Source organism: Chromobacterium sp. Beijing, from assembly GCF_021496765.1.
Classification (GTDB): domain Bacteria; phylum Pseudomonadota; class Gammaproteobacteria; order Burkholderiales; family Chromobacteriaceae; genus Chromobacterium.
The window spans coordinates 4541322-4553862 of the sequence record NZ_CP053750.1 but is presented as its reverse complement, the minus strand read 5'-3'; the positions used below and the strand labels follow the sequence as shown (position 1 = coordinate 4553862).

Here is a 12541-nt window from a genome sequence, read left to right as displayed (position 1 = left end):
GCGTCGGCGCGCCCGGCCTCAAGCGTCAAACCGCTGCTTAGCCTTGCAGGAAGGACTTGGCGGTTTCCGTGCAGCTGCTGATGGTACTGCTGAGCACCTTGACCAGGTTGTCGTACAGCGAATTGGCGTTGCTATATTTCTGGGTCAGCGTCTGCAGGGTGTTTTTCAGGTTTTCTTCCTGCGCCTTGAAACCGGACTGCCAGGCCTGGAATTTGGCGTTATCCATTTCTACCGCCGAGCCACTGCCCAAGGCGCCAACGTCGCGGATCATGGTGTCGACCGGCGTCATGTCGATCACCACCACCCATTTGCCGTCCGCCGACTTCTGGACGCAGGAATCCGGCAAACCCATCTCCTTGGCCCACTTCCTGGCGTCCTCTTCGCTGCCGCCCTTGATCGGATCCGCCGATTTATCCTGCGAGGGGAAAAGCACCGCCGCTTTCTTGGGCAGGGAGAAATCCGATTTCAGCTTCTGCAGCGCGGCCTTGAGCGCATCGACGTCCAGCTTGACCTTGTTGCCGTCGCCGCCGGGTTTGATCCAGTTCGCCATCTGCGACAGGATGTCGCTGAACGCCTTGTAGAACTCGGTGTACTGGGCCACCACGTTTTCGTACACGCCCAGATAGCCGTCCTTGATGTCGCCGATGGCCTTGCTGATCATTTCCCACAGTTCGCGGTCGGAAATCATGTCCTTGGCCGCGCCCGGCGCCGTGTACAACATCGGCGCGGCAAATTCCCGCGCTGTGGGCGGAGCGTCGGCGAACACGTCGGCGATATCCGCCTGCAGCGTCGACTTTTGCTCGGCGGACATCACATAGCCGCTTTGCGCCAAAGCGCCCAGACTGCTTTTGAGTTGCTGAGTATTCAGCGTCTGCATGTCGCGGGCCTGGTCCTGCGCCCGCGTCAACGCGCCGCGCTGGAAATTAAGCCGCTCGGCCGCCGGCTGCTCGCCGCCGGCAATCGCCGCCTGCCAGCGCTGGTCCACCAGCTTGCTTTCATAGGTGGTCTGCCCTTCGACGGTGCGGCGGGCGGCCTCGTTGGCCTGGCGTAACGCGTCGGCCTTGTTCTGAGCGGTATTGAGCGCGGACAGCTCCGGCCCTTGCGGCGCGGCGGCGCGGGTTTCAACGGCGACGCCGCCGGTATCGGCTCGCGGCGCGGCGGCCGGGGTTTCCGTCGTTTGCGGCAGCGTCAGCGGCAAGGAGGATGTGGTTTGAATGCCGTTCATGGGAATTCCCCTGCATGGCCAGCGCCGAGGCAGGCGCCAAGGCGCTGGCGGAATGAATGGTGTGGAAGGCCGGCCCGACCGGGATGGCCGGGCCGGCGGGCGGCGCCAGGGACGGCGCCGCCCGGTTCCGGGCTAGCGGATCAGGCGCGGATGTTGCCGGCCACAGCCCCCATGGCCGCGCTCTTGGATTGGCTGATGCTGTCCAAGGTGCGCAGCAGCTCCTGGATGAAGCTGTCGGACTTGCGGCTGCTCTCGCGGGTTTCCTCGGAGGCGGTATTGGCCACGCGGCTGGAAGCCTGGCTGATCTGCTGCTCGGACTGCTCCAGCGTGGAGGCGTAGCGGCCAGAGCCGCCGGCGATATTGCTGGCCGCGGACGAGCTATCCATGATGGCCCGACCGGTGGTTTGCTTGGCCTGAGCCTTGAGCTTGGTGTCGTCCATCGTTTGCTGCTCGATCGAGCTCTTCACCGACAAGTCCTCGCTGGCACTGCCCAAGGCGGTTTCATGCGGCTTGCCCAGGTTCTGGTTGCTGGACTTCAAACCGATCTTGTCACCGGCCATGCCGTCCGCCACGCTGCCTGCGGCGTTGGACTGCGTGCCCGGCTCGCCTGCGCCCAACTTGGCCGCGCCCGGCTGCGACTTCAGGCCCACATGCTTCAGGCTGTCGGGCTCCGTGCCCAGCTTGACCGTGTTCTGACGGTTCAGCGTGGTTTGGATATTGCGACTCTCGTCACCGGCCTTGGCCAGCTTGGGCGCGTTGTTCTTCAATGCACCGCGTTCGGCGTTGAGGCCGTTCAAGCTCTTCTTGGCTCCGACGCCGGTAATGGCCATCTGGCCCACGCCCTGAGCAATACTGCTGGACAGGTTGGCGATGCCTTCGCGCACCATGGAGGCGGCGGTGGCCTTGGTGGCGTCGAAGCTGACCAGCGACAACTTGGTGCTTAAAGCGTTGTCGGCGGTGCGCAGCGCCGACATCAAGACGATGGCGGCCACCAGCAGCGCCACCCCGCTGGGCGCCATGCCGCTGATGTCGAAGGATTTACCCTGTTCTGCCTGTTCCTTGACCTTGTCGTTCATCAGCTTGTTCACGCCGGATTCGACCTTCTGGTACAAGGCCCCCAGATCCTGAACAAACTCCGGGTCCTTGGCTTTTTCGCTCAGATAGGCCTTCAGGCCGTCGGTCACCTGCTTGCTCACTTCGGCGGACGGCGGACGCAGTTCCGGCCCGCTCATCACCTCGGCCAGCGCCTTGCCGTCGCGGCCGGCGCTGTTCAGGATGGGCAGGATGTCCTTGATGTCCACCAGCGACTTGGCCGCCAGCGATTTATCGGCCGCGCCGGATTCCGCCGTAGCGGGGAAAAGAGTATGGACGGACGTGGTGTTGATAGTGTTCAGCATGCTATTTTCTCCTGACTCAAGCGTGGCTCTGACGCAGTACGAAGCGGCCGGCTTCAGCGTTCTGCTGCAGCGCGGAAGACATCATCGTGGTCAGTTCCTGAGTAATTTTCTGAGTGTTGGCGAAGGCTTCCACCGCCTGCTTCAGCCATTGCTCGATCTGATCCATCGCGGCGCGCGCCAGGGTGAAGTCGGCCAGCGCGTCGCTGGCGTTCTTCATGAACACGCCCTGCGCCACATTGCCGCCGGCCTGGGTGGTGGCTTGCGCCACTTCCCCGCCCACCACCACGCGGTTGAGGGTGTTGGCCATCAGCTGTTTGGAGGCGGCGTCGGTGCGCAGACCCAGGCTGTTGGCCAGGCGCTGGAAGCCCTGGGTCAACATCTTGCTGCCGTTCTTGGCCAGTTCCTTCAGCACATTGGGCACCATCTTCTTGATGGCGTCGCCCATCAGCTTGCTGAGCGCGCCGCCCAGCTTGCTGGCGGCGCCCTTGCCCACCACGGCCACCACCACCATCACCGCGACCATGGCCACCGCGGCCAGCACCGCGCCGATGATGGAGCCGGCCAGCTCGGCGGTCTTCTTGTCCACCCCCATGCTTTCCAGCGCCTTGGTAATGGCTTTGCCTATCAGGTCCATCAAGGGTTTGAGCACCTTGTCCATCAAGGGCTTCAACGCCTCTTCCATGAAAGACACCCCGGTGGTGGCCTTGACCACCTCGTCCGCCACCATCAGCGCGACGCCCACCGCGGCCAGCGCCAGGCTGGCGCCGCCGGTGAATGCTGCGGCCACGACGCTGACCACGGTCAGCAACGCGCCTAGAATCTTGCCAATGCACCCCATGGTGCGATTGAGTTCTTCCGCCTTGCGCACTTCTTCCTGGTACTCGGCGGATTTTTTGTCCATTTCCTTCTGGCGGCCTTCCTGCAAGGCCTGGAACAATGCCAGATCGTTTTTCAGACTTTCTTCGCTGTTCTTGCCTACCAGCTCGACGAACATCGCCATCAACATGGTCAGCTTGGCCACATTGGACAGGTTGTCCTCGCCGGTTTTGCGCGCGACATCGCCGCCCACATTGGCGCCTTGCACCTTGCCGGCCAGATCATCGGCGATCTTGCCCTTTTCCACCGCCACCACGCGGGCCTTTTCCGCCACCTCGAACGCCTTGTCGGCTTTCTGCTTGGCTTGCGCGGCTTCGCCGGAGGCTTGCTGGCTGGCGGCCTGGGCGTCGGCGTAACCCGGATCGTCCGGCGACATGCCGTTCAGCTTGGCCAGGGCCGCATCGGCTTTCTTCTGGGCGGCGTCCGCGGCCTGTTTGGCGCTGTCGTAGTTGCCCACCGCGTCTTTCAACGCCTCGGTGGCTTCGCTCGCCGCCTTGAACGCGTCCTGGAACTCTTTGGACAGTTTCTCGCCCATCGCCACTTGCGCTTCCATCATCGCGCGCCAGGTGGCGATGCGGCTTTCCAGCTGCGACAGCGAGACATTGCCCAGCAAGGACATCAACTGCCCCAGCAGCAGCGTCAGCTTGCCCGCGCCGTCCAGCTCTTCCTTGGCCTTGGCCGTGGGCTGGGTCAGCGGCGGCGTGTTCAAGTCACTGCGCGGCTTGGCGGCGCCGGCGTCGTCGCTGACGCGCATCGTGAACAGCGCTTGCGCCGACTTCTGCGCGGCGTCGACGAATTTCTCGCTCGCCTGGGTGTTACCCGATAGCGCTTTCGCCAGCTTGGCACTGTCAAGATTGAAGCTTTGACCGATAGTGTTACCGCTCATGCTTGCTCCTTTTCCTGCTGACGGGATTGCTCGGCCTCCGTCTCCTGCAAACTGTCCAGATACACTTGGGCCTTGGCGCGCAGCGACTCGTCGTCGCTTTGTTCGCACACCAGCTCGAAACACTGCCTGGCCTTGGCCGCCTTGCGCATGAACAGCTGGCACTGCCCGGTGAAGAACACCGGCCGGTAGTCGTTCTTGCTCAGGGCGAAGGCCACCGCGTACAGATCGGCGGCCTTCTGGAACTGTTTCTTGAGCTGGCACACGGCGGCCAGCCCCATGATGTAGTCGGGGTTGTAGAAGTCGTAGATGCACAGAAAGCGGAAGAAGGTTTCCGCCTCGTCGAGCCTTCCCTTGTTGTAAAAATCGTAAGCGTGGGCGTACAGGCCTTCCATCATGTCCGGCGGAATGCCGTGCACGTCTTTCAGGGTGGCGCCCGCGCTTACCGCTTCCCAGACCATCTCTGCCAGGCGGTCGTCGCTGACACTGTCTTCAGGGTTCATCAAACTTCTCCTAGTCGCTGTCACCAACCCGGCAGAGCTGGCTAGAGACGACGGTTGTCTTGGGTGTGAAATGACCGTCGTCGCTGTCATTTAACAGCGGTCGGCGGGGGGAAACATTCAGGAATCGCTCATGGCGACGGCGCATCGGCTATCCGGGCGTGTTCAATATGGCCTTGCGGGTTTTGAGGCCGCCGCCGCGCGGGGGAAGATTGGCGTTGCCGGGCTGGATGGGTCTGAGAACCTGTGTACGATCTTTCGTCCGTGCTTTGAAACACGGTTTGATACACAGGAAGCCGCGTATCCGACGCGCCCCTGGTCCCTTCAAGCCTGCCGTCGGGTGGCAGGCCCGAGGTCTTAAGCGGCTGCCCTGTTTGAGCGATTTGACGTTAGCAAATCGCGAGTTCAGCCGCGCCTCGGGCCTGACGGGAACCGGCGGGGAGCCGTAGGCCAGGCTTGCAGGGCGGCCTTTGGGGTGAAGGGGAATTTGGCCGAGCAAATTCCCCTTCCTGCCCGCCGGGCAGCCCCGGCAATCAAAATCATCATCCGCGCAGCGGATTCAATGCCTTGGGTCATGATCCCTCTCGAAAAGATCGTGAACAGGCTCTTAGCGGCGCGTCTATGCGCTCAGCCTTCCTGGTCGTTTTGTTTATCCACAGAGGCGGGCTTGGTAGCGTTCGCGTCCTTCCCCTGTTGCTCCGCCGCTAGCCTCGATGGCTCCGGCTCCGGCTCCGACGCCTGCGCTCCGGCGTTTTCCACCTGCTCCAGCCACATCAGCAAGCGCAGCACTTCCTCCACCTCGTCCAGGCTGACCAGGGAATAACGGCGGTGGCTGGCGAAAATGCGCCGCGCCAGCGGGATGTCGCGCACCACCGGCACGCCCACTTTTTCCGCATAGGCCCGCACCGCCAGCGCGCGCTGATTGGTCTCCATCACCGAGATGAAGGGGATGGGCAGCAGCTCGGGCTTGAAATAGATGCCGACGGCGATATGGGTAGGGTTGGCCACGATCAGGCGCGAGTTTTCGATGTCGGACTTCACCTGCTCGGACAGGATCTCCATATGCGCCTCGCGGCGGCGAGACTTGATCTCCGGATTGCCCTCCTGCTCCTTCATCTCGCGTTTGACCTCCTGCTTGTCCATCTTCATATCTTTCATGAACAGGAAGTACTCGGCGATGGCATCCAGCACCAGCACCGCCACGATGCAGCCCAGGCAGGTCAACACCAGCGCCAGCAGCAGTTCGCGCCAGATCGCCGCCATGCCTATGGGGTCGCCGTTGAGCTGGGCGAACAGCAGGGCCTTGTGCTTGTGCCACAGCACCAGCACCGCCACCACGAAACTGGCCAGGTAAAGCAAGGCCTTCACCGCCTCCTTCACCGTGCGCAGGCTGAACAGCTTCTTGAAGCCGTTGACCGGGTTCAAGGCCTCCAGATTGAGCTTCAAGGCCTCGCTGGCCAGCACGAAGCCGCTTTGCAGCAGGGAGGGCAAGGCGGAGGCGACGATGCACAGCAGAAAGATGGGCAGCAAGAGCTTGATGCCCAGCCAGGCCACCGCCTGGGCGTAGCCCTGCATGTCCTGCTGGAAGCCGCCGGCGATCACCTGGCGGAAAGCGCCCATCAGCTCCACAAGCGAGCCGAAGGACACCAGATAGGCGACGCCGCACAGGGTCAGGCAGGCCACCACCAGGTCGCGGCTCTTGAAGGACTGGCCTTTCTTGGCCGCGTCCTGCAAGCGCTTGCGCGTGGGTTGTTCGGTCTTGTTCGACATCTCAGCGCACCGGCGCGCTCAGCCAGCCGGGCAGCGCCGTCGGCGGGAAGGCCAGCCGCATCACCGTGTCGGGCAACACCGGGCCGAAATACATCAACATGATCAGCAAGGCCGCCGCGCTCTTCACCGTCAGCGACACCGCGAAGGCGTTCATCTGCGGCGCGAAACGCGACAGCAGGCCCAGCACCACCTCGGACAGCAGCAAGGCCGCCACCACCGGGCTGGCCAGCACCACCGCCTTGCTGATCACCTGATTGAGCAGGCTCAGCGTCGGCTGCAAGGCCGGCGCGCACACGCCCAGCGGGTCGCACAGCTGATAGCTCTGACGGAACAGGTCCAGCATCAGGCTCATGCCGCCACCTTGCAGATAGACCGCGGCGGCGAACAGATTGAACATATTGGCCAATTCCGAAGTGTCCACGCCGTTGGCCGGGTCTATGCTGCTGCTCAGCGTCGCGCCGCGCTGGTTGTCTATGATGCTGCCCAGCGCGTGAAACACCCAGAACGGCCAGGCCAGCAGGCAGCCCAACAACAGGCCCACCGCAGCCTCGCGCGCGATCAGCGCGATAAAGGGCAGCGCCTGAAAGGCCGGCAGCGCCTCCACCGGATGCGGCCACAGCCCCAGCGCCACCAGCATGGTGGCCGAGGTGCGCACCACGCCGCTGAGCACATTGCTGTTCAGGAAGGGCAGGATGAAGAACACCGGCGCCACGCGGGCGAAGCCGAGCGCGGCCGAGGCCACCCAGCCGTGGATTTCGAAGAACAGGCCGAACTGCATCCGCCTCAGCCCCGGGCCAGCGCCATGCGCATCACCTCCCGGCCAAAGCCGAGCAGGGTTTCGCCGTACCAGCCGGACAACAGGAACAGGCACAGGCTGACGCCGAACAGCTTGATGCCGAAGGGCAGCGTCTGTTCCTGCAACTGGGTCACGGTCTGGAACAGGCCCACCAGCAGGCCGATGGCGGTGGCGACGATGATGGGCCAGGCCGACATCAGCAGCACCAGGTACAAGGCCTTGTTGCCGGCGAACACCAGATCATTCATAGCAAAACTCCAAAGTTGAGGCGGGCGGCATGGACAGCGCGGTACTCCGCCCGCTCCATGAAAGCCATTCGCTCCGAGACGCGGAAAGCAAAACCAAACGCAGCGCCATGCCGTGGCGGGACGGTTTGCTCCGCCCGGCTAGGTCGCCAAATCCAGGTACTGCAACACCAAGCCCTTCGACAACAAAGTCCAGCCGTCCAGCGCCACGAACAGCACCAGCTTGATCGGCACCGAAATCGTCACCGGGCTCATCATCATCATCCCCAGCGCCAGCAAGATGCTGGAGATCACCAAATCCACCACCACGAAGGGCAGGTAGAGATAAAAGCCGATCTTGAACGCGCTCTTGATCTCGCTGAGCGCATAGGCCGGCAGCAAGGCGAAGAGGGACGGCTGTTCGTCCTCGGCCGCGTTGCCGGTTTCGCGCTCGGTGCGCTGCGCCTGGGCTTTTTCAAAGAAACTCACCAGTTCCGGATCGGAATACTTCTGCAAATAGCCGCGATAACCGTCCAGGCCGTTTTCGACGAAGTTGCTCACCGATTCCACGCTGTTGAAGCTGACCTGTTCTTCCTGGTAGTGGCTGTAGGCCTGCTGCGCGATCGGCAGCATCACGAACATCGACAGCATCAGCGCGATGCCGTTGAGCGTCATATTGGACGGCACCTGCTGCAGGCCCAGCGCGTTGCGCACCATCACGAACACGATGGAGAACTTGATGAAGCAAGTGCCGGAAGCGATCAGGAAAGGCAGCAGCGTGGCGAAGGCCAGCAGCGCGATCAGCGAAATATCATTCGACATCGGCGGCTCCGCCCAGCCACTCCGTCACTTCCACCCCCAGATGGCCGGCCAGCTGCACCAGTTCGCCGCGTCCCAGCAGCGCGCCGTTGGCGCGCACTTCCACCCGCCGCTCCACGTCCGCCGGCAGGTTCAACAACTGGCCCCGGCACAAGTCCTGCAACTCCGCCAGCGTCACCCGCCCGCGATGCAGCACGAACTCCAGCTCCACCGGCAGCTGTCCCATGTCGCGCGCCGGCGCTTCCTGCTCCGCCGCCTGTTGCGATTCATCCCATTCCATGACGATTCCTTCCTCATACGTTTGATAAGTGCCCAGCGCGCGGTCGTGGCAGCGCACCGCCGCCGCCGGCTCGCGGATCAGCAGCACGTCGCCGCGCGTCACGCCGCGCAACAAGCCCAGGCTGATGCGGCTGTCGCCGATGACGAAGCGCAGCGGCCAGCTCAACAAGGGCGCCGGGTCCGGCGCGTCTCCGGCCTCGAACGCCGGCGCGCGCTCCAGCCACAGCGGCCCCTCGGCGCACATCACCCGCAGCAGCGGCTGGCGCGGCAAGGCGTCGCCCGGCCCCGCCTCGCCCAGGCTCAAGCGCTGGTAGGCCAGCTCCGGCATCGGCGGCGTCAGCGGCCGTTCCGCCGCCGCCAGCCATTGCGCCGCCTGCGCCTCCACCCCGGCGGACAAGGCCAGCCGCGCCAGTTCCGGCGCGGCGCTCTCCAGCCAGGCGCGCGCTTGCAGCCAGCCCTGCCAACGCTGGTCCGCGTCGGCCACCGACAACCACAAGCCGCCGCGCGGCGGCGTTTCCAGCGTCGCGTCCCAGCCCTGGCGCCGCCAGGCGGCGGCGGCGAGGCTCAAGGCGCGTTCACGCGCGTCGATTTGTCTGAGCGCCAGCATCAGGCGTCCTCCTCCTCATCCCGCTGCGGCTGCTGCCGGCCCTGCTCGCGGCCGTCGTCGCGGGCCATCTGCCATTGCTGCGGGTTGCCGGACGGCCATTGCTCGCCCAAACGCTGTTGCACCAGGCTGTCCGAGGGCTGCAGGCTGAGCACGCCGCCGGGCTGGCTTTGCACGTTCACCGCGTGTTCGCCGCCCCAGCGCTGAAAGCGGTAGGTCAGGCCCGGCTGGGCCGGCTCCGGCGCGCTGGGCGCGGACGGCGTCGGCTGGCTCAAGGCCGGGTCCTGCCGCGGCCGCGCCTGCGGAGCGGCTTCGCGCGGCGGCGGCGTCGCCGGCGCGGACGGTTGGGCCGGCGGAGGCGTCAGCGCCGCCGCGGCCGCCGGAGCGGATTCGGTCTTGCGCGTCTCTCCGCCTTCGCGCGCGGCGGCCGGCGTCGGGACCGGCGCGGCGGCTTCGGCTTTCGACACGGTCCGTCCGGGCGGCGTCGGCGCGGCGGCGGCCGTCTGCGGCGCGGCGGCGGGAAGCGAGGCTTCGCCCTTGGCCGAGGCGTGCTCGGCTTTGCGCAGCGCCGGCTCAGCCTTGGACTGCGCCCCCAGCGTCTGCGCCACGACTTTGACCGGCGCGTCGGCCGTCGGCGCCAGGCTGGCGGCATGCTGGGCCGCCAGCGCCGCGGCGGCTGCCTGCGCGCCTTGCGGCCGGGCCGCGGTCTTGCCGCGCGCGCCGGCGTCCGGTCCTTCGCCCTCGCCCAGCGGCGTCCGGCCGCGCTTGCCCGGCGCGGACAGCGCGGCTTCCGCCGCATGGCGGCCGCCGGCGCTCAGCCGCGCCGCGTTCCAGTGCGGCGGCAGCGGCGGCTGCCACAGCGCCCCGGCCGGCAGACGGGAGCGGTCCCGCTCGCGCTCGCCGGCCTCGTCCTCGCCGTCGCGCTCCGGATCGGCGGCGTCCTGCCGCTGCCTTTGGGCTTCGCGGGCAAAGGCTTCGGCGGCGCCGTCGGCTTCGGCCGCCGGCCGGGCGTCCATGCTCGGCGCGGGAATAGGCGTCATCGCTTCCATATCGTCCTCTCTTCCTGCTCGGCCTCGTCCAGCCGCAAACGCCGCATGCGTTCCTGGCGGCGCTGCAGCTTGGCCCAGCGTTGATACTTGTCTTCCTTGCGCAGCCATTGCCGACGCAAGACCTGTTGTTCCTCGCGCCGGCCGGCCAGGCCCTGGCGCTGTTCTTCTAGCTGTCCGCTTTGCAGGTCCAGGTTCTGCAACTGGCGTCGCAGCACCGCCTGCTTGCGCTGCAAGGCGAACAGCTGGCCGCGGCTCATCGCCCCGGCCGGCCGTTGCGCCAGCAGCAATTGGCGCAGGCCCTGGCCCTGCGAGGCCAGCGCTTCTTGCTCCGCCGCCAGCGCGCCGTCCTGGCGCGCCAGCTGAGCCAGCTCGGCCTCGCAACGCGATTGCGCCGCCTGACAACGGCGCAGCAGCGCGCCCAGCTTAGGCAACAAGCTCATGCAGGCTGCGCAGGGTGTCGGCGAAACCCGCGCCTTCGTCCACCGGCTGGCGCAGCCAGCGCCGCAGCGCCTCGCGCGCGTTCATCGCCCGGTCGTTGTCGGGGTTCTCGCCGGGGCGGTATTCGCCCAGGTCGATGAAGACTTGCAACTCTTCCAACCGCGCCATCAAGGCGCGCAGCGCCGAGGCCGCCTGCAGATGGCCGCCGTCGCAGACCTGACCCGCCACGCGGCTGGCGCTCTTGAGCACGTCGATGGCCGGATAATGGCCCTGACCGGCCAGCTTGCGGCTCAGATAGATGTGGCCGTCCAGGATGGAGCGGATCTCGTCCGCCATCGGGTCCGGCTCGTCGTCGCTCTCCAGCAGCACGGTGTAGAAGGCGGTAATGCTGCCGCCGCGGGTGGCGCCGGGGCGCTCCAGCAGCCGCGGCAGGCTGTCGAACACCGAGGCCGGGTAGCCGCGCCGCGCCGGCGGTTCGCCGGCGGCCAGCGCCACGTCGCGCAGCGCGCGGGCGTAGCGGGTCATGGAGTCGACGAAGAGCACCACTTTCTTGCCCTGGTCGCGGAAGTACTCGGCCACCGTGGTGGCCAGCAGCGCCGCGTTGCAGCGGTCCACCGAGGAGAAGTCCGAGGTGGCGAACACCAGCGCGCAGCGCTCGCGCTTGGGCGAGGCGCGCAGCGATTCGGCGAATTCGGTCACTTCGCGGCCGCGCTCGCCGATCAGGCCGATAACGAAGACGTCGGCGTCGCTCTGCTCGATCAGCATGTGCATCAGCACGGTCTTGCCGCAGCCGGCGGAGGCGAAGATGCCGACGCGCTGACCGACGCCGCAGGTCAGCAGGCCGTCGATGGCGCGCACGCCGGTGGCCAGCGGCTCGCGTATGCCCACGCGCCGCGAGTACGGCGGCGGATCGGCGTCGATGCCGCGCTCCTCGCCGCCGACGCCGGCCTCGGGCGCGAAGCGCTCGACGATGCGGCCGGTGGGGTCCAGCACCGCGCCCAGCGCCGACTCGCCTATCCAGGCCGCCAAGGCGCGGCCGGTGGGCTGCAGCACCGCCTCGCGCGACAGGCCGCGCGCGTTGCCGATCAGGCTGAGCACGGCGCGCGGGCCTTGAAAGCCCACCACCTGGGCGCGGGCCACCACCTCGCGGTCCTGCCAGCTGCGGCGGATGTCGCACAGCTCGCCTATCGCCACCTCGGGCAGCGCGGCTTCCAGAATGGGGCCGGACAGGCGTTGCGGATACGCCAGCCGGCGCAGCAGGCGCGGCGCTTTCATCGCAGCAGCGACTCGCTGAAGCGTTCCAGCGCGTCGAAGAAGCCGTTCAGCGCCTCGGAGAAGCGCTTGCCGTCGGCCAGATAATCCGGGTGGGCCATCGCCTTCAGCTCCAGATAGCCGTCGTTGGCGGCCAGTTGCAGCTGGCCGCCGCGGGCGAAGTGGCAGCCCTGCATCAGGTCCTGCAGCAATTGGCCGGCGCGCTGGGCCAGCACCGCCTCGTTGTGCTCGCCCAGCCGCGACCACAGCCACACCTCGCCGTCCTGGGCGCTGACGTGGATGCTGGGCAGATCGTGCAGATCCAGCGCGATGGTGGAATGGCTGTCCAGCTCGCCCAGCAGGGCGGGATCGCAGCCGCTCTCTTCCAAGGCGGAGCGGACCAGTTGGGCGATATCCATGGCGAACATAG

General features: G+C 66.3%; 13 protein-coding genes. All 13 read right to left on the bottom strand.

The features are described 5' to 3' along the window. Positions 1 to 37 precede the first annotated feature (37 nt). Positions 38 to 1225, bottom strand: coding sequence for a type III secretion system needle tip protein SctA (gene sctA / locus HQN78_RS21260; RefSeq protein WP_235086049.1), 1188 nt, complete (start codon positions 1223 to 1225; stop codon positions 38 to 40). A 140-nt stretch (positions 1226 to 1365) separates the two neighbouring features. Continuing rightward, complete coding sequence (locus HQN78_RS21255; protein WP_235086046.1) at positions 1366 to 2622, bottom strand: IpaC/SipC family type III secretion system effector; 1257 nt, start codon at positions 2620 to 2622, stop codon at positions 1366 to 1368. 16 nt (positions 2623 to 2638) lie between these two features. Further along, complete coding sequence (locus tag HQN78_RS21250; RefSeq protein WP_235086044.1) at positions 2639 to 4384, bottom strand: type III secretion system needle tip complex protein; 1746 nt, start codon at positions 4382 to 4384, stop codon at positions 2639 to 2641. After that, the gene (gene sicA, locus HQN78_RS21245) at positions 4381 to 4884 is read right to left on the bottom strand and encodes a type III secretion system translocator chaperone SicA (RefSeq protein ID WP_019103389.1); all 504 of its coding nucleotides are present in this window, start codon (positions 4882 to 4884) and stop codon (positions 4381 to 4383) included. Before sicA ends, HQN78_RS21250 begins: the two co-directional genes overlap by 4 nt. A 624-nt stretch (positions 4885 to 5508) precedes the next feature. After that, positions 5509 to 6651 carry an EscU/YscU/HrcU family type III secretion system export apparatus switch protein gene (locus tag HQN78_RS21240; RefSeq protein WP_255701193.1) on the bottom strand — a complete coding sequence of 381 codons (1143 nt, stop codon included), beginning with the start codon at positions 6649 to 6651 and terminating at the stop codon, positions 5509 to 5511. Between the two features lies 1 nt (position 6652). Then, the gene (sctT, locus tag HQN78_RS21235) at positions 6653 to 7429 is read right to left on the bottom strand and encodes a type III secretion system export apparatus subunit SctT (RefSeq protein WP_235086041.1); all 777 of its coding nucleotides are present in this window, start codon (positions 7427 to 7429) and stop codon (positions 6653 to 6655) included. Positions 7430 to 7434: 5 nt separating this feature from the next. Continuing rightward, positions 7435 to 7695, bottom strand: coding sequence for an EscS/YscS/HrcS family type III secretion system export apparatus protein (locus HQN78_RS21230; protein WP_019104573.1), 261 nt, complete (start codon positions 7693 to 7695; stop codon positions 7435 to 7437). 138 nt (positions 7696 to 7833) lie between these two features. Then, complete coding sequence (locus HQN78_RS21225) at positions 7834 to 8493, bottom strand: EscR/YscR/HrcR family type III secretion system export apparatus protein (protein ID WP_107798946.1); 660 nt, start codon at positions 8491 to 8493, stop codon at positions 7834 to 7836. Next, positions 8483 to 9376 carry a YscQ/HrcQ family type III secretion apparatus protein gene (locus tag HQN78_RS21220; RefSeq protein ID WP_235086039.1) on the bottom strand — a complete coding sequence of 298 codons (894 nt, stop codon included), beginning with the start codon at positions 9374 to 9376 and terminating at the stop codon, positions 8483 to 8485. The genes HQN78_RS21225 and HQN78_RS21220 overlap by 11 nt, the downstream gene beginning before the upstream one ends. After that, positions 9376 to 10413 carry a type III secretion system needle length determinant, SpaN/EivJ family gene (locus HQN78_RS21215; protein ID WP_235086037.1) on the bottom strand — a complete coding sequence of 346 codons (1038 nt, stop codon included), beginning with the start codon at positions 10411 to 10413 and terminating at the stop codon, positions 9376 to 9378. Before HQN78_RS21215 ends, HQN78_RS21220 begins: the two co-directional genes overlap by 1 nt. After that, positions 10410 to 10862, bottom strand: coding sequence for a hypothetical protein (locus HQN78_RS21210; RefSeq protein ID WP_019103510.1), 453 nt, complete (start codon positions 10860 to 10862; stop codon positions 10410 to 10412). Before HQN78_RS21210 ends, HQN78_RS21215 begins: the two co-directional genes overlap by 4 nt. Then, positions 10846 to 12135: a type III secretion system ATPase SctN gene (sctN, locus tag HQN78_RS21205; protein WP_227105388.1), complete on the bottom strand. Its 1290-nt coding sequence runs from the start codon at positions 12133 to 12135 to the stop codon at positions 10846 to 10848. The genes HQN78_RS21210 and sctN overlap by 17 nt, the downstream gene beginning before the upstream one ends. Further along, positions 12132 to 12539, bottom strand: coding sequence for an SPI-1 type III secretion system chaperone SpaK (gene spaK / locus HQN78_RS21200; RefSeq protein WP_107800828.1), 408 nt, complete (start codon positions 12537 to 12539; stop codon positions 12132 to 12134). Before spaK ends, sctN begins: the two co-directional genes overlap by 4 nt. Between the last annotated feature and the right edge of the window lie 2 nt (positions 12540 to 12541).

What these genes read in the sequence shown, in the direction of transcription:
- HQN78_RS21220 (WP_235086039.1), bottom strand. Translation starts at nt 9,376, where the DNA reads ATGCTGGCGCTCAGACAAATCGACGCGCGTGAACGCGCCTTGAGCCTC.
- HQN78_RS21210 (WP_019103510.1), bottom strand. Translation starts at nt 10,862, where the DNA reads ATGAGCTTGTTGCCTAAGCTGGGCGCGCTGCTGCGCCGTTGTCAGGCG.
- HQN78_RS21250 (WP_235086044.1), bottom strand. Translation starts at nt 4,384, where the DNA reads ATGAGCGGTAACACTATCGGTCAAAGCTTCAATCTTGACAGTGCCAAG.
- HQN78_RS21215 (WP_235086037.1), bottom strand. Translation starts at nt 10,413, where the DNA reads ATGACGCCTATTCCCGCGCCGAGCATGGACGCCCGGCCGGCGGCCGAA.
- HQN78_RS21230 (WP_019104573.1), bottom strand. Translation starts at nt 7,695, where the DNA reads ATGAATGATCTGGTGTTCGCCGGCAACAAGGCCTTGTACCTGGTGCTG.
- sctT (WP_235086041.1), bottom strand. Translation starts at nt 7,429, where the DNA reads ATGCAGTTCGGCCTGTTCTTCGAAATCCACGGCTGGGTGGCCTCGGCC.
- sctN (WP_227105388.1), bottom strand. Translation starts at nt 12,135, where the DNA reads ATGAAAGCGCCGCGCCTGCTGCGCCGGCTGGCGTATCCGCAACGCCTG.
- HQN78_RS21225 (WP_107798946.1), bottom strand. Translation starts at nt 8,493, where the DNA reads ATGTCGAATGATATTTCGCTGATCGCGCTGCTGGCCTTCGCCACGCTG.
- HQN78_RS21240 (WP_255701193.1), bottom strand. Translation starts at nt 6,651, where the DNA reads ATGTCGAACAAGACCGAACAACCCACGCGCAAGCGCTTGCAGGACGCG.
- HQN78_RS21255 (WP_235086046.1), bottom strand. Translation starts at nt 2,622, where the DNA reads ATGCTGAACACTATCAACACCACGTCCGTCCATACTCTTTTCCCCGCT.
- sicA (WP_019103389.1), bottom strand. Translation starts at nt 4,884, where the DNA reads ATGAACCCTGAAGACAGTGTCAGCGACGACCGCCTGGCAGAGATGGTC.
- sctA (WP_235086049.1), bottom strand. Translation starts at nt 1,225, where the DNA reads ATGAACGGCATTCAAACCACATCCTCCTTGCCGCTGACGCTGCCGCAA.
- spaK (WP_107800828.1), bottom strand. Translation starts at nt 12,539, where the DNA reads ATGTTCGCCATGGATATCGCCCAACTGGTCCGCTCCGCCTTGGAAGAG.